We start from the raw sequence: 19052 nt of genomic DNA, 5'->3' as shown, positions 1-19052 counted from the left end.
ATGGGGTCTGTCCTGCTCGAAAGCAGCTGAGAGCTCGGGGAAGGGGCGTCGGTGACCGACGACGACGCGGGAGGCGGAGTCGCAGGGCGTCGGGAACCCGCTCCCTGTCGCTCCCCAGGTCGCAAGCCCGTGCGGCGGCCCGGGACGGGGCCGGCGGCCCCGGCAAGGAGTGGTCGGCCCCGCCGGTCAGCGCTCGGCGAACCGCTCCCCGCACCTGCTGCAGAACACCGGCTCCGGGTCCGCCGAGAGCCGGCCGCACGCGGGGCAGACCAGGTCCAGCATGCAGGGCGCCTCGCCGCCCTCGTCCGCGGCCGGGCGCACGGCGTACGGCCCGGCCGACTCCGCGACCGGCTCAGCACCCGGCTCCGTGACCGGGAACGGCGCCGAGGTCCCGGCCGGGGATGTGATCGTCAGTCCGGGGCGCCGGCGGTGGACGGTCAGATACGCCAGGCCGCCCGGCCCGGCGACGAGCGCGCGGCGGGAGGTGCGGGGCAGCCAGAGGACGGTGGTCGGTGTCAGGTCCAGTTCCTCGCCCGCGACGACGGCCCGGCCGCCGCCCGCGACGACGACCAGGAGCACGTCCAGCACGTCCTCCTGATGCTCACCCACCTCCGCGCCCGCCGGGAGACGCACCAGATTGGCGTCCAGCTCCCGGCCCGGCTCGGCCAGTTGCCACAGCGCTCCGCGGTCGTCGGGCGCCGCGACGGTCAACAGCTCGTCGAGTACGGCCAGTACTCGGGGTACGGAATTCACGGCGCTCAGGCTACGCCCCGCCCTACGATGCTCCCTTTGCCCGCCGGAGCCGAGGGAGCGACGACACCATGGACCACGAGCCCGATGAGAAGTACCCGCCGATCGAACCGTACGCGCACGGGATGCTCGATGTCGGCGAGGGCAACCACGTGTACTGGGAGGTGTGCGGCAACCCGGCCGGCAAACCCGCGGTCGTCGTGCACGGCGGCCCCGGTTCGGGGTGCACCGAGCGCGCCCGGCAGTACTTCGACCCGGACCGGTACCGCGTCGTCCTCTTCGACCAGCGGGGCTGCGGCCGTTCCACCCCGCATGCGAGCGACCCCGCCACAGAGATGCGGTACAACACGACCGACCGGCTGATCGCCGACATGGAGCGGCTGCGTCGGCACCTCGGGATCGACACCTGGCTCCTGTACGGCGGGTCGTGGGGTTCGACGCTGATCCTCGCGTACGCCGAGCAGCACCCGGAGCGGGTCTCCGAGATCGTGATCCCGGCGGTCACGACGACCCGGCGTTCCGAGATCGACTGGCTGTACCGGGGCGCCGGACAGATCTTCCCGGAGGCGTGGGACCTGTTCCGGGCCGGGGTGCCGGAGGTCGAGGGGAATGCCACGCCCGATGTCCTCGCGGCCTACGCGCGGCGCATGGAGAGCCCCGACCCCGGTGTACGGGAGCGGGCGACGGCCGACTGGTGTGCCTGGGAGGACGCGGTGGTCTCCCTGGAGCAGTACACCGGACCGCCCCCGTACAGCGGGCGCCCCGGCCGGGCGAGGCAGGCGCTGGTGCGGATCTGCTCGCACTACTTCTCCCACGGCGCCTGGCTGGAAGAGGGGAAGCTGATCCGGGAAGCGGGGCGGCTCACGGGGATTCCGGGCGTGCTGGTGCACGGACGGTTCGACCTGGGCGGACCACTGATCACGGCATGGGAATTGGCGAAGGCATGGCCGGACGCCGAGCTCACGGTCATCGACGGGGCCGGGCATCTGGGCGGTACGGCGACGCGCCGGGCGGTGCTGGCGGCGCTGGACCGGTTCGCCTGAGGGCTGTCCCGTAATCCGTGGCGGACCAGCGCGCGGCGTCGGATGCGGTGCATCGCAAGGCGGAGGGGCGTCCGCATACTGGACGTATGCGGACACTCCGACAACGCGGCGAGGGGCCGCAGCCGTCGTCGCGCGCCCGCCAGGAATTACGGGACAGCCCTGAGGTGAACTGACCGGCGCCGGACCGGTTCACCGGGCGGTGTCCACGACGCGGAAGGCCCGGACCGTCGCGAGACCGGCGGCACGGGTCCCTCCGAAACCGGCTCACCGAGCGGTATCGACCGCTCCGTACCGGTTCGCCGGGCGGTGAACGAACGCGGAATTCATCGCATCCCGGGGCGTCACGGGCGGGGGCAGGGGTCCGGCCGCCGGAACGGCATGGCAAGCTGTGTCCTCGCAGCACGCACGCGGCAGCACGCGACAGCACTCGTACCCCCCACTGGTCTCGTCATGAACCAGTGCTGTCGTCGGACACGCGCTGACGCGTTCATGTCCAACACCATCCCGTGGGGTACGACTTGAGATCGAAGAAGAGAATCTGGCTCACGGCCGCCCTGGCCACCACCGCTGTGGCAGGGGTCCTGGTCTTCGAGGGGGTCACGGGCGACTCCCCCGCGGACACCGACGCCAAGTCAGGGCCGGCCGGGCCGGATGTGCACGCGACCGCGCTGAAGGTCGCCGACGACGGCACGTCGGCCACCCTCGGCAAGCGGGACACCGCCCCCTTCAGCATGCTGGGCATCACCTGGACCGACCCGGCCGCGAAGGTCACCGGCGTCGTGGAGGTGCGGACCCGGTCCGCCGCCGACGGGACCTGGACGCCCTGGCTGCCGCTCGACACCGACGTGACCGGCCGCGCGGAGACCGGCCGGGCCGGCGTGCGCGGGGGCACCGAACCTCGCTGGGTCGGCCCGTCCAACGGTGTCGAGGCACGGATCAACGCGGGCGGCAAGGTCTCCTCGAAGCTGCCCGCCGGGCTGCGGCTGGACACCGTGGACCCAGGGCGCGGCACGCTGAACGCGGAGCCCGCCGCCTTCGCCGCCGACCTGCCCGGGGCGGAGGACCCCGCGGCCACCCCGACCGCCGAACCTTCGGACCCGGTCGTGCCCGAGCCGACCGCGCCCGATACCGGCACGGAGCCGTCCGGTGAGGCGACCCCGACCACCGACCCCACGCCCGGCGCCTCCGAACCGGCCGGTCAAACGCCCACGCCGACGGCGAGCACCAGCCCCTCGCCCTCCGCGAGTACGCCCCCGGCGCCGACGCTGCCGCCCGCCCCGCCGTCGACCGTGCCGAAGCCGCCGATCGTCTCGCGCGCCGGCTGGGGCGCCGACGAGTCGATGAGCCCGGAGGCGCCCGAGTACCTGAACGGCGTCAAGGCCGTCTTCGTCCACCACACCGCCGAGACGAACACCTACTCGTGCGCCGACTCCGCGGCCATCGTGCGCGGCCTGTACGCGTACCACGTCAAGGCCAACGGCTGGAAGGACCTCGGCTACAACTTCGTGGTCGACAAGTGCGGAACGGTCTTCGAGGGCCGCAAGGGCGGCGTCGACCGGCCGGTCTTCGGCGCGCACACCTACGGCTTCAACCGCGACACGGCCGGCATCGCCGTCATCGGCACCTACACGGACGCCGCCGCGCCCACCGCGGCCACCACCGCCGTGGCCCGGCTCGCCGCGTGGAAGCTCGGCCAGTACAAGGTCGACCCGGCGGGCACCACCACGCTCACGGCGGGGGCGACCGGCGGCAACTTCGCGGGCACCAGATTCACCTCCGGCACGGCGTACACGTTCAACACCGTCTCCGGTCACCGCGACGGCTTCAACACCCAGTGCCCCGGCACCAAGCTGTACGGGCAGCTGCCCGCGATCCGCTCCCTCGCCGCGGGCCCCGTCACCGGGCTGACCGTCAAGTCCGTGACCGGCGCCGGGCTCTCGGGCACGACGTACTACACCAAGTCCGCCGTCACCGTCGGCTGGTCGGCGTCGACCCCGAGCGTGTTCGTCTCCAAGTACGAGCTGCTGGTCGACGGCAAGTCCGTGGCCACCGCCGCGGGCACCGCCACCTCCGCCAAGGCGACGCTCGCCGTCGGCACCCACAAGGTCCAGGTCCGCGCCACCCACCAGTCCGGCAAGGTCACCACGTCCGCCGCGGTCACCGTGGTCGCCGACCAGAGCGCGCCCTCCTTCGCCACCAAGCCGAACCTGGCGCTGCGCACCGGCACGGTGAACACCGCCGCCGTCCCGCTCACCCTGAAGTGGAAGGCCACGGACACCGCCGCGCTCAAGGAGGTCCGGCTCACCGCCCCGGTCGCCAGGACCTACGGGCCGACGACGACCAGCGCCTCGCACACCGCGAAGTCCGGGGCCGCCACCTCCTGGCCGATGACCGCGTACGACTGGGCGGGCAACACCGCCGCCGCGTCGGTCTCCGGCACCCCGGTCATCCTCCAGGAGAGCTCGGGGCAGAAGACCGGGACCTGGACGACGAAGTCCTCCACCAGCTACCTCGGCGGCAAGTCGTACTCCAGCTCGTCCAAGGGCGCGTCCCTGAGCTGGACGTTCACCGGCCGCTCGGCCGCCCTGGTCGTCTCCAGGGCCGCCACCTCCGGCCAGGTGCACGTCTACGTGGACGGTCTGAAGACGTCGACGGTGGACCTGAAGTCCAGCAGCACCAAGTACCGCGACGCGCTGTGGACGAAGACCTGGTCCGGCAGTGCCAAGCACACCGTCAAGATCGTCGTCGTGGGCACGTCGGGCCGCCCGGCGATCACCACCGACGGGCTCGTCTACCTGAAATAGCCGAACGGCCCCGGTCCCGCACGGACCCGCGTCCCCTGCTCGCCGCCCCCGCACCCCGCCGGGCGGCGGGCAGGCCGCGTCCCGGCCGCCCTTTCTTCGAGCGGATTCGAAGGCGTTTCTTGGTGCCCATGAAGTACACAGCTCGGACGCACCGGGCTCAAGGTCGGCCGACTCGTCCTCGGCACGATGAACTTCGGCCCGGCGGACCGACGAGGCGGACAGCCACGCCATCATGGACGCGGGCCTGAACCTCTTCGACACCGCGAACGTCTGCGGCTGGGGCGAGCGAGATCTTTCCGGGGCCGGGCCCGTCGCCGGAGGCGTTCACCTGGTGACACCGGCCCGACGCGCCGCCGCCGTTCCCGTATCCGCATCCACGTCCGCGTCCGTCCGCCGCACGCTGTCTCCCGGCTCCGCAGATGCTCAGGACGAGTGGGCTTCGGCTCCCGGGTACTCGCGGGCCATCGCGAAGGCGCGGCCGGCGAAGCGCAGTGTGGGGGCGGACACACCCGAATCGCGGAGGTGTTCGGCCGCCTTGAGCGCCAGCCGCCACGCCATGAGGTTGTCCCGATAGCGGCCCCGTCTCAGCCGGAAGGGCTCCGAGACCCACGCCAGTTGCCAGACCAGCGCGTACCACCCGCGCTTCGCGGCGAGTGACTGGACATCCGCGATCAGGCCGTGCTCGGCCTCGAACCACGCCAGTGCGCTCGCCGCGTCGTGGACCACGTCGGAGGGCCTGTCCGCCCGGGGGATCGGCAGCCCCATCGTCTCCCGGTGCGGACTGAGCAACCGGTCGGCCCGGTAGGCGGTATGGAGACAGAAGTCGGCCAAGCGCCTGAGCGCGCGGTCCCTGGCGACGGCCCCCAGCGTCATGCGACCGCGTTCCACCGCGAAGAGCCGGATGAGATCGTGCATGGCGTACCGTCCGGGGGCCTGCTGCTGCACCAGGTGGGCCGCGCCTAGCCGGCGCAGCAGCACACGCGTACGCGGCGAAGGCAGGTCCGCGAGGCTGGCGGCCGCGTCCAGGCTGATGTCGGAGCCCGGGGCCAGCCCGAGCAGATCGAACATCCTGGCCGCTTCCTGGTCGAGCGCCGAGCGGGAGGAGGCGAATACCGCGCGCAGATCGGTGGAGAGCTCGCCAGTGCCCAGTACGTCGAGCCGCGTCGCCTCGCTGTGGAGTTCCTTGGCGACCACCGCCAGCGGAAATTCGGGATGCGCGGCAGCTCTGGTCGCCAGAATGCCCAGGGCGAGCGGGAGGCCTGCGCTGTGCGAGAGTAACGCGGCAACGGCATCCGTCTCGTCGTCGAGCCGGACGAAGCCCAACCGCTCGGCCAGCAGTCTACGCGCGTCCTCGTCCGCGAAAGCGCCCAAGGTGAGAGCACGCGTGCGAGAGGTGGTGTGCAGCCCCGCCAACGCGTTGCGGCTGGTGATCAGCGTGGTGCAGTGCGGACCACCGGGCAGCAGAGGGGCCACCTGTGCCGTGTCACGAGCATTGTCCAGCACGATCAGCATGCGTTTTCCGGCGATCAGGGACCGGTACAGGCCCGTCTGTGCATGCACCCCGGCCGGAATCACGGCAGGCGGCACGCCCAGGGCGTCAAGCAGCCCCCGGAGAACCGCGGCCGGCGAGATCGGATCCTCGGTGTGGTCGAATCCGCGCAGGTCGACATAGAGCTGCCCGTCGGGAAACCGGCTGAGGTGCCGGTATGCCCAACGTATCGCCAGCCAGGTCTTGCCGACCCCGCCCATGCCTCCGATCACTGCCACCACCGCGGCGTTCTCGGATTCCGGTCCCTCGCCGATCATCTCGTCCAGGACCGAGAGTTCGCGTTCACGGCCGACGAAGGGGGTCGGTAACGCCGGCAGCTGACGGGGGACCGTGGTGAGGACCTCCGGTTCGCGGCTGCTCGTGCCCTTCAGCGCCGGGGCCGCCGAGAGCACTTGACGGTGCAGTGCCTGGAGGTCGGGGTTCGGATCGATGCCGAGTTCGCCGACGAGCCGGTCACGGACCACCTCATAGGTTTCCAGTGCCTCCACCTGACGCCCCGCCTGGTAGAGAGCCGTCACCAGCTGCCCCGCGAGCCGTTCGTCCAGCGGCCGGAGTGCCATCAGGCTGCGGAGCTCCGGCAGGAGTTCCTCGCCCTCGCCCAGTCCGATCCGGATGTCGTTGTACTGCAACGCCGCGGCGACCCGCTCGGCATCCAGCCGGGTGCGGATGCTCTCGGCCCACGCACCGGTCAGCCCGGAAAGGGCCTCGTCCTGCCACAGATCGAGCGCGGCGTGCAGGAGGTCGCCTGCTTCACCGTCGTCGTCAGCGGCCCGGGCAGTCTCGGTGAGGCGTCGGAAGCTGTGCACGTCGATACACTCATGGTCGGCTTCCAGCACGTATCCGCCGGCATGCCGCACCACAGTCATTCCGGCCGCCTGCCCGCCCGGATCGCGCAGGGCAGTCCTGATGCGCGCCACATAGCTGTAGAGGGTGGAACGAACCGTACGGGGCGGTTCCTCGCCCCAGACCCGGTGTATCAACTGCTCGATGGGCACGACGCGCCCCGCGTCCAGCAGCAGAACCGCCAGTACACACCGCTGCTTTGCCGAACCGAGATCAATCCGCTGCTCGCCCGAGTAGCCCATCACGGGGCCCAGCAACTGAAATCTCACGCGCCCCCCCTGCCGTCATCACGGGACCGAAGAGCCGCGACGCCTCCGCTGAAAAGATCATGGTAGGCCAGGAGCTTCTACCGGACCAGGGCACCGCGGAGCCCGGAACGGGGCCCGCGGGATCTTGCAGATTCCTTGAAGACCGGTTCAAGGAACGTGCAAGAAACCGTCCTCGTCGGCATGACACCGTCCAACCGCGGTGAATCTCCGCCGCACAGAAGGCACTCGTTCCACCAACCGAAGGTGAGGTTCCCCATGGGTACTGCCATGCTTCTGGAATCCGATGCCGAGACCATCGAGCTCAGCGAGCTGGATCTCGACATCCAGATCATCCCCGGTGCGTCCGTCTCGGAAGACACCAAGCCCATGATGTCGATGGGCCAGGACTGCGGAACCGTCAACTGTTACCCGACGCAGAGCGGCGCCACCCACTCCTGCTCGCTCCTCTCCATGTGCAGGTCGTGCTGCTAGCAAGGTAATGGGAGGTCTCCTGCCGGCACTGCACACGCCCGGCAGGAGACCCTTCTTGTCGGATGAAGCGCGTGAGGATGAGGAAATGGAACCGGAGAACAGCTACGCAGCCGGCGAACCCATCATGTGTCGGGTCTCCTCGCGATCCCGCGGGGACTTCGACTTCGTGAGTCCGGACGCACCCGGTGGTCCGGATGCGGCAGACGACGAGTTGATTCAATACATCAGGCTGCTCATGAAGGACCCCGTCCTCCGTGAAGGCATCGCAGTCTCCAGCACCTCACTCCTCGAAACGGTCGAGCGCATCACCCATGGCTTCCCCGTGAAGCGGAAGAAGTTGATGAGTTCGGCTGTCTCCCTCACCCGCTACATGCTCCGCATGACCGGACGCACCACACCTTTCGGCCTGTTCGCAGGCATTACCAGAGCATCGGTCGATGTCAAAGGGAGCGTCGGCCCGAAGGTCCCGGAGCGAAAGTCCGTCCGGCTGGACAGCGAATGGCTCCACAGAATGACCACGCAGTGGCTGGAGGATCCCGCGACGCGGCACCGTGTCGTGGTCACGTTCAACAACCTGTGCTTCGTTCGCGGAAACCGCTTGATACTTCCGTACACCCGCTCCGGGGTCGGGGACGAGGCGTCCGCCGGCGCATCGCGTCTCAGCGGCGAGTTTTCGGTCCGCCATACCGAGGTAGTCTCCTGGCTCCGGTCACGAACGCGTGAAGCGGTGGCCTACTCCTCGCTGCTGGCCGAGGCAGCCGAAAAGTTCGGCGAATCCGCGCTCGAAAAGATCGACAGCATGATGGCCGGGCTCATCCGGCATGAGCTGCTGCTGACTTCATTCGCCCCCGTGCATCCGAACGAGACGCCCCTGCACAGCGCGATGACCGCGCTCGGCCCGGACTCCGCCGCAACACCTCGCATGGCCGCCGTCTCAGAATCCCTGGAGGCATACGCCGGTCTTGCCCCGGGAGAAGGAATCGAGAGCTGGCAGAACATTCTGGAACTCGTCCATTCCCTCGGGGACAGCAGCCGTCCACCCCTTCAGGTGGATCTGCTCTCCGGGCTGGCTATCACACTGCCCCGATCCGTACTGGACGAAGCAGAAGCCTACGCGTCGGCGATGTGGTCCATCGCACCGGAGAGCGCCCCCAACTCCCATTGGAACGAGTACCGGAACGCCTTTCTCGAAAAGTACGGCACGGGACGGTCCGTTCCCGTGGAAAGACTCACCGATCCACATGCAGGGCTCGGATTTCCGGCGACCTATCAGAACCCGGCCTCGCACCGGAACCTCACACACCGGCACCCCGACACGGACACCGATCGCGAAGAGAAACTGGCATCGCTGCTGCAGGAGGGCCTCGGCTCCCACGCCCGGGAAATACGCCTCAGCCGTCAGGACGTCCTGGATCTGTCGGGAGACCGGCCCCCGCACGTTCCCACCGCGATGGAACTGAGCTTCCAGGTGCTCGCGCGCGACCTGGAAGCACTCAACTCAGGGGCTTTCGAGCTCCTCGCGACGCCGCTGACCGGAAGCGTCACCGCGGGTGCCACGTCCGGACGGTTCGCCGGTATCACCGGGAGTACGGACGAGCTGGCGAAGCTCATGGCGGCACCGGACCCCGACGCGATCACGGCCCAGGTGTTCTTCATGCCGAGAACACCCAGGTTCTTCAATCTCGTCCAGGTTCCGGCCATCGCACCGCACAAGATCCATCTCGGCACCTTTCATGATCCGGCGGATCCGTCGAACATCGACTGGCGCGACCTCTGCGTGGCGGACGACGGACATCGTATGCGTCTGTACTGGCAGAGGACCGGGCAGGAAGTCACCCCGGTTCTCCCGCACATGCTCAACGTGCGGGATCAGGCACCCAACATCGCACGGTTCCTCGCGGAGTTCCGTTACGGTGGCGAACCCAAAATGTGGCAGCCCTGGGACTGGTCGGGCCAGGAGCATGCTCCACAGTTGCCACGTGTGCGCTTCGGAAGAACCGTGGCCTCCCCTCTCCAGTGGAACGTCGACAGGACACTCCTGCGCGCAGCCATCGCCCGGACAGCCTGGAGAGCTTCGCTCGAAAACTGGCGGGAGAAATTCGACATACCCGACCGGATCAACGTCGCCACATACGACCGCGTGTACGGAATCGATCTCAGCAACACCTTCCAACAGGAGATGCTGCGACGTGAGATCGTCAGGAATCCCGATACCAGGGTCACGGAGGACAGGAACTCCAGCCATCGAGAATTCGACTGGATCCATGGGCGGAGCAACGAATTCATCGTCCCGCTACTGCCCCGACGGGTGAAGAACGAAAAGCACTCACACTTCACCATGCCGACCGTGCTCGACGAGAGCATTCATCTTCCCGGCGGCGAGTGGATCTTCGCGAAACTCTACTCCTCCGAATCCACCCAGAACGAACTCCTCTCGACCTTCGTACCGGCGCTCGTACGGGACGTGGCCGATTCCATCGACCGATGGCACTTCATCCGTTATGCCGACCCGGACCCGCATCTGAGAATTCGCTTCCACGGCGCCCCCGAAAAGATCTGCCAGAAGGTCCTTCCCACATTGTTCCGTCATGCGTGGACGATGAAGAGTGCGGGACTGCTTCGGGACGTGCAACTGAGCTCCTACGAACCCGAGGTGTCGCGGTACGGCGGCCCGGAGGCGATCGTCCCCGCGGAGGAACTCTTCTGCATCGACAGCCAGTCGGCACTCGCACAATTGCCCACCACCAAAAAGGAGGTCCCGTCGGAGGTCCTCCTGGTCGCCAATTACGCGACCCTCCTGGAATCCCTGGGGGACTGGGACTGGTGCGAGTGGGCGGCGCATGTCGCACCCAGGAGTCACGACCCGGTTTCCGTCCCCCGGGACTTCGTCGACATGGCCACCGGACTCATACGTCCCGGCAGTACGGCCCGGCAGCTCGCCGAAGTCACCGGTGTCGGCGCGCTCAAGCCCTTCTGGGAGAACTCCGCGGTGGCGCAGGAATACGGGAACCATGTCCTCTGCGTCCGGAACGAGCTGCGTGACAAGGATTCCCAGAACACAGCAATTCTCGGCCTGCTCCATATGCAGCACAACCGCCTTTTCGGCACGGACGCCCCACACGAGCGAAGGACCCTGACGCTCCTGGAAAAAGCGTCACGCGCCCTGAGGGCCGCCCCGTAGCGAAGGAGAAGGAACGTGACTCGCACATACGCACAGGAAGCCCTCCGCATTTCCGACCTCATAGCCGAGAAGCTCGCGGATCCGGCCAGAGTGCACGATCAGGTATGGGCGCCCCAAGAGCTGCTCCCGGAGAGCCAGAAATGGTATCCGCTCTCGCTCGGTTCGGGATTTCCCGGAATTTCCCTCCTCTTCAGCAGCCGTATCGAGCGAGACCCCGGCAGTGCAGCATTCACGCATAAATACCTCGCCGAATCGCTCACCGCCCTCCACCGTACCGACCGAGTCAAGGGCCTGTACAACGATGTCAGCTCACTGGCGTTTGCCACCTGGATCGCACATCGCGCGACCGGTGGATATGTCCAGGCCGTCGAGAAACTCGACACGCATGTCCGATATGTTTCCGAATCCATGCTCTCCATGGTCGGCGGCGGCCCCTGCCAGAGTTTTCAGGACTTCGATGTGCTGTCCGGTCTGACCGGCATCGGGCGCTACCTGCTCATGCGGCAGGACGATATGCGCGAAGAACTTGAAGGCATTCTTGCCGCCCTGGTCCGGATGGCATCCGATGTGGAGCACGGCGGCTCGCGGGTGCCCGGGTACTGGTCACTGGTGCCGCCGACCGCCGATCCGGACAGGGCCCTGCCCTTCGGCGCGGACGGCCATCTCAATCTGGGCCTGGCCCACGGGATCGCGGGCCCCCTGGCCTTGTTGTCCCTCTCGTGTTCGGCCGGCATCGTCGTCGACGGACAGCGCGGGGCCATGGAGAGGCTCGTCGGGCTCCTCGACCACTGGAGCCTCCAGGACGAGCGCGGAGTCTTCTGGCCCGGGTGGGTGAGCTTCGACGAGTGGCGAGCCGGCGAAGTGGGCCCGTGGCGCAGGAAGCGTCCCTCGTGGTGCTACGGCTCGCCGGGGGTGTCACGTGCCTTGCAACTGGCCGGACGCGCACTCGACCGTCCGGACTGGTGGGACCTGGCGATCCGTTCGGTGGCCTCCCAGCTGAGCGTCCCCCCGTCCGACTGGGTCGTGCACGATGCCTCCGCCTGCCACGGCTGGGCCGGAGCTCTCCACCTGCTTCAGTTCTTCGAGGAGGACTGCCCGCAGGTGTCGCAGGTTCTCGACGACATCGTGGTCCGCATCGTCGAATCCTTCGATGCGGACAGCGCGTTCGGGCTGCGCTTCTCGGTGGAGGGGTCGGACGGAAAGGCGGACTTCCCCGGATTCCTCGACGGAGTCACGGGGGTGGGCCTCGCCCTGGAGTCGTACGCACGAGGAAACACGGCAGCCATGGAATGGGGGACCGCTCTGCTCACTGTGTGACAGCCGTTCCGACTCACCGCCGTCTCCGCAGATTGGGACTCGTATGCCGTTCGACACGGCAGAGGTGCGACGAATCATCGCGCTCTTCGCTCCCTACAGATCACGTCTGTTCACCGTGTTCGGCCTCATCGTCATTGCTTCGTCGATCTCGCTGAGCTCCCCCTTCCTCATACGCGAGATACTCGATACCGCTATTCCGCAGAAGCGCCCGGGACTGCTGTCGGCGCTGGCCGTCGGCATGCTCGCGGTCATCGCGGTCACAGAATCCCTGCAGGTCTGGCAGGCATGGATGTCCACCACCGTGGGGCAGCGAGTCATCAACGATCTGCGTGTGTCCGTCTACAGCCATCTGCACAGGCTCTCCCTGGGGTTCTTCATCAGGACACATGCCGGCGAGTTCCAGTCCCGGATAGCCAACGACGTCGGCGGCGTGCAGTCGTTCGTGACGAACACCGCGGCTGCCGCCGTCAACTGCGTGACCACGCTGCTGGCGACCGCCGTGGCGATGTTCGTTCTCGACTGGCGGCTCGCCTGCATCTCCCTCGCCCTGCTTCCGGTCGTGGCCCTGGTGAGCCTGAGCGTCGGCAGAACACGCAGAAGGATCATGCAAAAGCGTCAGGAGAAGATGGCGTCCCTCACGTCGCATGTGGACGAATCGCTGTCCGTGGACGGCATCGTCCTCGGACGGACGATGGGCCGGTCCGCCGCGTTGGTCGAGAAATTCTCCAAGCGCTCCTCCGAGCTGGCCGACCTCGACATCCGGTCAGCAGTGACGGGACGTTGGCGCATCGCTCAGCTGTCCATCGTCATGACGTCTCTTTCCGTGTTCCTCTACTGGGGCGCCGGGCTCGCTTCGGCGTACGGGAGCTCCTCCCTCTCGATCGGAACCCTCGTCGCCTTTGTGACCCTCCAGACCTCCTTGCTCGGGCCCACCATGTCGCTTGCACAGCTCGGTGTCGAACTGCAGAGCAGCATGGCGCTGTTCACCAGGATCTTCGAGTATCTGGATCAGGAACCCGAGATCGAGGAGAAGCCGACGGCCCTGTCCGTGCCCAGGTCCGAGATCAGAGGATCCATCCGTCTGCACAATGTCGATTTCCGTTACGCCGCCGATGCCGAGCCGGCTCTCCGGGGGATCTCTCTGGACATCCCCGCCGGATCCCGTATCGCCATCGCGGGTGAGACGGGATCCGGGAAGTCGACCCTGGCCCGGTTGCTGGCCCGGCTTTACGACCCGACGCGTGGCAGGGTCACTCTGGACGACAAGGACCTGAGGGATCTGACGTTCGAAACCCTTTCGGACGCGGTCGCCGTCGTGTCGCAGGACCCGTGTCTCTTCCATGCGAGCATCGCCGAGAACCTGAGGATCGCCAAGCCCGACGCCGAGGGCCAGGAGCTGGTGGAGGCCTGCACGGCCGCCGGTATCCACGCCCGTATATCCGAGCTGCCGGACGGCTACGACACCACGGTCGGCGAGCGGGGTCACCATTTGTCCGGAGGTGAGAAGCAGCGACTCTCGATCGCACGCGCACTGTTGCGTGACGCGCCGGTGCTGGTGTTCGACGAGGCGACCAGCGCCCTGGACAGCAGGACCGAGCACGACATCCAGCAGTCGCTCGACCGGGTGTCCGAGGGGCGCACGGTAATCACCATCGCCCACAGGCTCTCCACCATTCGCGACGCCGACCGTATCGCCGTGCTCCACCGGGGCCGTCTCGTGGAGTTCGGCCCGCACGACGAGCTGGTGACGTCCGGTGGAAAGTACGCCGACCTGTGGACGCTCATGCAACGTGCAGAGCTCAACGCTTCCTGAGGGCTGTCCCGTCAGCCCTGGTGGGCGCGCGTGCGGCGGTCGGCATGAGCAACGCGTACCGGATCGGGCCCGGGCGGGCCGCCGGGTGCCGGCCTCGTCAGGGGCCGACCGGCGGTCACCCCGCGGCCGGTCGGCGCTGCGGGACGGGGACGGTGGCGTACGCCTCCGGGCTCGGTACGGGGCGCGCGGCCCGGCCGTCGGCGGCGGCCGTACGCGTCACTGGCCGACGGCGGACGCCACGGCGACAACGACGAACATCAGTACGAGCACGGCCGCCATCACGCGGTTTCTGGTCTTCGGATCCACACTCCGAGCGTAACCGCCGCCCTCAGCGGCCCAGCGGCCAGGATGCGTGCACCTCGTACCGTGGCCGCTCGCCCGGCGTCCCGCCGCCCGGCAGGTTGCTGCGGACGAGGGCGACCTCGCCGACCTCCCACGGGGTGCCTTCGAAGCCCGCCAGGGCCTCGACGAACGGGCGCAGATCGGCGTAGGTGCCCCGGCTCCGGGCCAGGGTCAGATGCGCGCTGTAGCGGCGGTGCTCGTCCATCGGGACGCCGGACCGGCGCGCGGCGGCGTCCGCGCGTTCGGCGAGGAGCCGCAGGGTGTCGATCGCGCCCGCGGCGCCCGCCCACAGCGCCCGCCCGCCGAACCGCCCGGCGCCGTGGAGGCGCAGCGTGAAGGGGTCGGTGCGGTGGGCGGCGCGGGCCAGGCGGGCGTGGAGCTCGGGCAGCAGTTCCTCGTTCACGTTCCCGAGGAAGGCGAGCGTGAAGTGCCAGCCGTCGGTGCCGGTCCAGCGCAGGCGGTCGGCACCGGGGAGCGCGTGCAGCGGAGCGACGGCACGGCGCAGTTCCCGGAGAGCGGAGTCGGGCGGCAGAACGGCGACGAAGAGTCTGAGGCTGCTCATGGCCCGAGTGTCGCACCGTACCGGCGCGTCCTGGTCTTCCTACATGCCGTCGACCCGACCGGTACGACCGTCGACCCGGTTCGCGGAACGGACGGCTTCCCGGCGACCGGCGCACCCCTCACGCACGGCGGCCCCGCCCACGCGCGTCGCGGGCGGCCGGGGCTCAGAGCCTGTCGGGTGACAGGCTCTCAGGCCGCCGCGGCCAGTTCCTCGCGGGGCCCACCGGGCTCGCGGGGGACGAACCGCAGGTGCGGGCGGCCGGGGCGCAGGTCGACCCGGATGCGCAGGCCCCCGACACGGGCCAGCATGAAGCCGACACCGAGCGCCGCCACCAGCGAGAGCGCGCCGCCGACGGCCATCCCCGTGCGGACCCCGTAGACGTCGCTGATCCAGCCGACGATCGGGGCGCCCACCGGCGTACCGCCGGCGAAGACCATCATGTACAGGCTCATGACCCGGCCGCGCATCTCCGGGTCGGCGGCCATCTGCACGCTCGTGTTCGCGCTGATGTTGGTCGTCAGGCCGATCATGCCGATCGGGACCAGCAGGAGCGCGAAGAGCCAGACGGACGGCGACAGGGAAGCGACGATCTCCAGCAGACCGAACACGGTGCCCGCGGCCACCAGCATCCGCAGCCGGGAGGAGCCGCGGCGGGCGGCGAGCAGGGCTCCGACGAGGGAACCGGCCGCCATGAGGATGTTGAAGAACGAGTACATCCCGGCGCCGCCGTGGAAGATCTCGTCCGCGAAGGCGGTGAGCCAGATCGGGAAGTTGAATCCGAACGTGCCGACGAAACCGATCAGGACGATTGGCCAGATCAGCTCGGGGCGGCCCGAGACATAGCGCAGGCCCTCGCGCAGCTGCCCCTTGGCGCGGGGCACGACGGTGGGCTTGTGCAGCTCGTGCGGGCGCATCATCAGCAGGCCGACGAGCGGGGCGGCGAAGGACAGGCCGTTGAGCAGGAAGGCCCAGCCGCTGCCGACGGTGGTGATCAGGACACCGGCGACGGCGGGGCCGATGAGGCGGGCGGACTGGAAGTTCGCCGAGTTCAGGCTGACCGCGTTGCGCAACTGGTCGGGGCCGACCATCTCGGAGACGAACGACTGACGGGCCGGGTTGTCGACGACCGTCACCATGCCGAGCAGGAACGCGATGAGGTAGACGTGCCACACCTGGACGACGCCGGAGAGCGTGAGCGCCGCGAGGGCGATCCCGCACAGGCCGAGCGCCGACTGGCTGGCGAGGAGAAGCTTGCGCTTCGGCACGCGGTCGGCGATGACGCCGCCGTACAGGCCGAAGAGGAGCATCGGGAGGAACTGGAGGGCCGTGGTGATGCCGACGGCGGCGGCGGATCCGGTGAGGCTCAGGACGAGCCAGTCCTGCGTGATGCGGGACATCCAGGTACCGGTGTTGGAGATCACGGCACCTGTGGCGAACAGGCGGTAGTTGCGGATCCTCAGCGACGAGAAGGTCCCGCCGCGCTTGCTCTCGTGGGTGGAAGTCGGTGCGGGGGCGGAGTCTGCTCCGGATCCCGTACTCAAAGGGGTTCGCCTCCTCGGGCGTATGCGATTCGCTGACTGACGGGATGCGGCGGCGCCCGGCCGTGAGTCCGGCACGGCCGGCCGCCCGCTACAGGTGGGCGAGCTTCTCCAGCACGGGCGCCGCCTTGCGCAGCGTCTCCCACTCGTCCTCGTCCAGGCCCTCGGCAAGAGTGGTCAGCCAGGCGTTCCGCTTGGCGCGGCTCTCCTCGAGCATGGCCTCCGCCTGCTCCGTCTGGCTGACCATCTTCTGGCGACGGTCATCGGGGTGCGGTTCCAGTCTGACCAGTCCCTTGGCCTCCAGCAGCGCGACGATGCGGGTCATCGACGGGGGCTGCACATGCTCCTTGCGGGCCAGCTCACCGGGGGTGGCCGAACCGCAGCGGGCCAACGTGCCGAGCACCGACATCTCGGTGGGGCTCAGCGACTCGTCGACGCGCTGGTGCTTGAGGCGCCGGCCGAGCAGCATCACGGCGGAGCGAAGGGAGCTCACGGCGGCCGCACTGTCGCCGTCGTGGATCAGGTCAGGCATGTTTATTAGCGTAACTCATTACCTACCCTAAAGACCATTCGTGTGACGCTCGTGCGTCCGAATCACCTAATCGCTCACTCGAACGAGTGAGTCGGATCCAGAAAGTGACGCGAAACGACCTGCTGGGCCGTAACCCTGCTTGCCATGGGATCGACTGTGCTCAGCCTGCGGATAGACGGTGAGCTGCTCGACCGGCTCCGGCAGCACGCCGCCAGAAGCGGAATGAGCGTCCAGGACTATGTCGTCCGGACGCTCATTCGTGATGACTTCGACCAGCGCTTCAAGGCGGCCGTCGACGAGACGGAGAAGTTCTACGGGTCGGAGGGGGCGGCAGGGGCCGCGGGGACGGCGGGGATCCCGGGCATCGGCGCGGAGAGAACCACGCGAGGCCCCGGGGCCGTATGACCCCGGGGCCTCGTGGCGGGCTCTCGTGCCCCGCGCGGGCCCTTCCGGACCCCCTCGGCTCAGGTGAGGCCGAGGGCCGGCATCGCGTAGTAGAAGACGAAGACCGCCGAGACCACGTACATGGCCGCCGGAACCTCGCGCCAGCGCCCGGCCGCCACGCGGAGGACGGTGAAGGCGATGAAGCCGATGCCGATGCCGTTGGTGATCGAGTAGGTGAACGGCATCATCATCATGGCCAGGAAGGCCGGGATGGCGAGCGTGTAGTCGCTCCAGTCGATGTCCCGCACCGAGTTCGAGATGATCAGGAAGCCGACCGCCAGCAGTGCCGGGGTGGCCGCCTGCGCCGGGACCATGGTCGCCAGCGGCGTCAGGAACAGGGCCACCGTGAACAGCAGACCCGTCACGACGCTGGCGAGGCCGGTACGGGCGCCCTCGCCGACGCCCGCCGTGGACTCCACGAAGCAGGTCGAGGCGGACGAGGAGCTCGCGCCGCCCGCGGCGACCGCGATGCCGTCGACGAACAGGACCTTGTTGATGCCGGGGAAGTTGCCGTTCTCGTCGGTCAGCTTCGCCTCGTCGCCGACGCCGAGGATCGTGCCCATCGCGTCGAAGAAGCAGGACAGCAGCACGGTGAAGACGAACAGGATGCCGGTGAGGAGGCCGACCTCTTGGAAGCCGCCGAACAGGTCGACCTGACCGAGCAGCCCGAAGTCCGGGGTGGCGACCGGGTTGCCCGGCCACTCCGGGACGGTCAGCCCCCACGCCTGGCCCGGCAGGCCCGCGATCGCGTTGACGATCAGCGCGACGACCGTCATCACGACGATGGAGATCAGGATGGCGCCCGGCACCTTGCGGACGAGCAGCGCCATGGTGAGCAGGGTGCCGACGGCGAAGACGAGGACGGGCCAGCCGTTGAGGTGGCCGTCGAGACCGAGCTGGAGCGGGACGGTGGTCTCCGCCTTGTCCTTGATGCGGGAGACGAAGCCCGAGTCGACCAGACCGATCAGCAGGATGAAGAGGCCGATGCCGATCGCGATGCCCTTGCGGAGCGAACCGGGTACGGCGTGCATCACGCGTTCCCGCAGCCCCGTCGCCACCAGCAACATCACCACGATGCCCGCGAGGACCACCATGCCCATCGCCTCGGGCCAGGTCATCCTGGGGGCGATCTGGAGTGCGACGACGGTGTTGACGCCGAGACCGGCGGCCAGCGCGATCGGCACGTTCCCGATGACGCCCATGAGGAGCGTGGAGAACGCCGCCGTGATCACGGTCGCGGTGACCAGCTGCCCGTGGTTCAGGACGTTCTCGTTGATGTCCTTCGCGCTGCCGAGAATGATCGGGTTCAGCACGATGATGTACGCCATTGCGAAGAACGTGGCGAAACCGCCACGGATTTCACGGGCGACTGTCGACCCCCGCTCGGAGATCTTGAAGAAACGATCCAGGCTGCCGGACGGCTGAGGAGCCGGTGGCTGCGCGGAATCGACCGGAGCGGTGGCCGAGGGGGACATGGATGACCTCAGTCGTACGTAGGGAGGAGTAAAAGTGGTCAGCTTTGGACTTTCACACGAATAATTCGAGTCAGCCATAAGCAGATTCAGTATGAATACATGAGGCGAAGATCGCTATC

General features: G+C 68.4%; 13 protein-coding genes and 1 pseudogene. 8 read left to right on the top strand and 6 right to left on the bottom strand.

Going from position 1 to position 19052, the window contains the following annotated elements; genetic code table 11:
* Positions 1 to 186: 186 nt before the first annotated feature.
* Entirely contained in the window at positions 187 to 753 is a 567-nt protein-coding gene (locus tag ACFYXM_RS14360) for a hypothetical protein (protein ID WP_389289304.1), read from the bottom strand.
* A 68-nt stretch (positions 754 to 821) separates the two neighbouring features.
* Between ACFYXM_RS14360 and pip the strand changes: the two genes are divergently transcribed.
* The 3 genes and pseudogenes from pip to ACFYXM_RS14345 all read left to right on the top strand — a co-directional run.
* Positions 822 to 1793 (top strand): prolyl aminopeptidase, encoded by a 972-nt coding sequence (gene pip, locus ACFYXM_RS14355; RefSeq protein ID WP_389289303.1) that lies wholly within the window; start codon positions 822 to 824, stop codon positions 1791 to 1793.
* A gap of 518 nt (positions 1794 to 2311) precedes the next feature.
* Positions 2312 to 4597 carry an N-acetylmuramoyl-L-alanine amidase gene (locus ACFYXM_RS14350; RefSeq protein WP_389289302.1) on the top strand — a complete coding sequence of 762 codons (2286 nt, stop codon included), beginning with the start codon at positions 2312 to 2314 and terminating at the stop codon, positions 4595 to 4597.
* A gap of 186 nt (positions 4598 to 4783) precedes the next feature.
* A pseudogene (locus tag ACFYXM_RS14345) lies at positions 4784 to 4883 on the top strand (aldo/keto reductase); the annotation flags it as partial.
* Positions 4884 to 5020: 137 nt separating this feature from the next.
* Here ACFYXM_RS14345 and ACFYXM_RS14340 read toward each other — a convergent pair.
* Positions 5021 to 7258 carry a BTAD domain-containing putative transcriptional regulator gene (locus ACFYXM_RS14340; protein ID WP_389289301.1) on the bottom strand — a complete coding sequence of 746 codons (2238 nt, stop codon included), beginning with the start codon at positions 7256 to 7258 and terminating at the stop codon, positions 5021 to 5023.
* Positions 7259 to 7513: 255 nt separating this feature from the next.
* Between ACFYXM_RS14340 and ACFYXM_RS14335 the strand changes: the two genes are divergently transcribed.
* Genes ACFYXM_RS14335 through ACFYXM_RS14320 form a run of 4 tightly spaced genes read left to right on the top strand, consistent with a single transcriptional unit; the run spans position 7514 to position 14040 of the window.
* Positions 7514 to 7729: a hypothetical protein gene (locus ACFYXM_RS14335; protein ID WP_389289300.1), complete on the top strand. Its 216-nt coding sequence runs from the start codon at positions 7514 to 7516 to the stop codon at positions 7727 to 7729.
* 7 nt (positions 7730 to 7736) lie between these two features.
* Positions 7737 to 10910 (top strand): lantibiotic dehydratase, encoded by a 3174-nt coding sequence (locus tag ACFYXM_RS14330; RefSeq protein WP_389289298.1) that lies wholly within the window; start codon positions 7737 to 7739, stop codon positions 10908 to 10910.
* Between the two features lie 15 nt (positions 10911 to 10925).
* Positions 10926 to 12227, top strand: a complete 1302-nt coding sequence (locus tag ACFYXM_RS14325; protein WP_389289297.1) for a lanthionine synthetase C family protein — start codon at positions 10926 to 10928, stop codon at positions 12225 to 12227.
* A gap of 43 nt (positions 12228 to 12270) precedes the next feature.
* Positions 12271 to 14040 carry an ABC transporter ATP-binding protein gene (locus ACFYXM_RS14320; protein WP_389289296.1) on the top strand — a complete coding sequence of 590 codons (1770 nt, stop codon included), beginning with the start codon at positions 12271 to 12273 and terminating at the stop codon, positions 14038 to 14040.
* A gap of 328 nt (positions 14041 to 14368) precedes the next feature.
* On the opposite strand, the gene thpR is transcribed toward ACFYXM_RS14320, so the two are convergent.
* From thpR to ACFYXM_RS14305, 3 genes are all read right to left on the bottom strand, one after another.
* A complete protein-coding gene (thpR, locus tag ACFYXM_RS14315) occupies positions 14369 to 14944 on the bottom strand; it encodes an RNA 2',3'-cyclic phosphodiesterase (protein ID WP_389289295.1) in 576 nt (191 codons plus the stop codon).
* Positions 14945 to 15132: 188 nt separating this feature from the next.
* A complete protein-coding gene (locus ACFYXM_RS14310; protein WP_389289294.1) occupies positions 15133 to 16485 on the bottom strand; it encodes an MFS transporter in 1353 nt (450 codons plus the stop codon).
* 88 nt (positions 16486 to 16573) lie between these two features.
* A complete protein-coding gene (locus tag ACFYXM_RS14305) occupies positions 16574 to 17014 on the bottom strand; it encodes a MarR family winged helix-turn-helix transcriptional regulator (RefSeq protein WP_073785628.1) in 441 nt (146 codons plus the stop codon).
* Between the two features lie 144 nt (positions 17015 to 17158).
* Between ACFYXM_RS14305 and ACFYXM_RS14300 the strand changes: the two genes are divergently transcribed.
* Entirely contained in the window at positions 17159 to 17419 is a 261-nt protein-coding gene (locus ACFYXM_RS14300) for a hypothetical protein (RefSeq protein WP_389289293.1), read from the top strand.
* A gap of 59 nt (positions 17420 to 17478) precedes the next feature.
* Here ACFYXM_RS14300 and ACFYXM_RS14295 read toward each other — a convergent pair whose 3' ends face one another.
* Positions 17479 to 18933 (bottom strand): NCS2 family permease, encoded by a 1455-nt coding sequence (locus tag ACFYXM_RS14295; RefSeq protein WP_389289292.1) that lies wholly within the window; start codon positions 18931 to 18933, stop codon positions 17479 to 17481.
* Positions 18934 to 19052: the final 119 nt, after the last annotated feature.

Origin of the sequence: Streptomyces sp. NPDC002476 (assembly GCF_042889785.1) — a bacterium.
Classification (GTDB): Bacteria; Actinomycetota; Actinomycetes; order Streptomycetales; family Streptomycetaceae; genus Streptomyces.
Note: the sequence above shows the minus strand (reverse complement) of the source record. Positions and strands in the feature narration are given on the sequence as shown.

Coding starts and splice junctions, on each gene's coding strand:
- ACFYXM_RS14305 (WP_073785628.1), bottom strand. CDS start 17,014: ATGCCTGACCTGATCCACGACGGCGACAGTGCGGCCGCCGTGAGCTCC.
- ACFYXM_RS14320 (WP_389289296.1), top strand. CDS start 12,271: ATGCCGTTCGACACGGCAGAGGTGCGACGAATCATCGCGCTCTTCGCT.
- ACFYXM_RS14300 (WP_389289293.1), top strand. CDS start 17,159: ATGGGATCGACTGTGCTCAGCCTGCGGATAGACGGTGAGCTGCTCGAC.
- ACFYXM_RS14295 (WP_389289292.1), bottom strand. CDS start 18,933: ATGTCCCCCTCGGCCACCGCTCCGGTCGATTCCGCGCAGCCACCGGCT.
- ACFYXM_RS14335 (WP_389289300.1), top strand. CDS start 7,514: ATGGGTACTGCCATGCTTCTGGAATCCGATGCCGAGACCATCGAGCTC.
- ACFYXM_RS14330 (WP_389289298.1), top strand. CDS start 7,737: ATGGGAGGTCTCCTGCCGGCACTGCACACGCCCGGCAGGAGACCCTTC.
- pip (WP_389289303.1), top strand. CDS start 822: ATGGACCACGAGCCCGATGAGAAGTACCCGCCGATCGAACCGTACGCG.
- thpR (WP_389289295.1), bottom strand. CDS start 14,944: ATGAGCAGCCTCAGACTCTTCGTCGCCGTTCTGCCGCCCGACTCCGCT.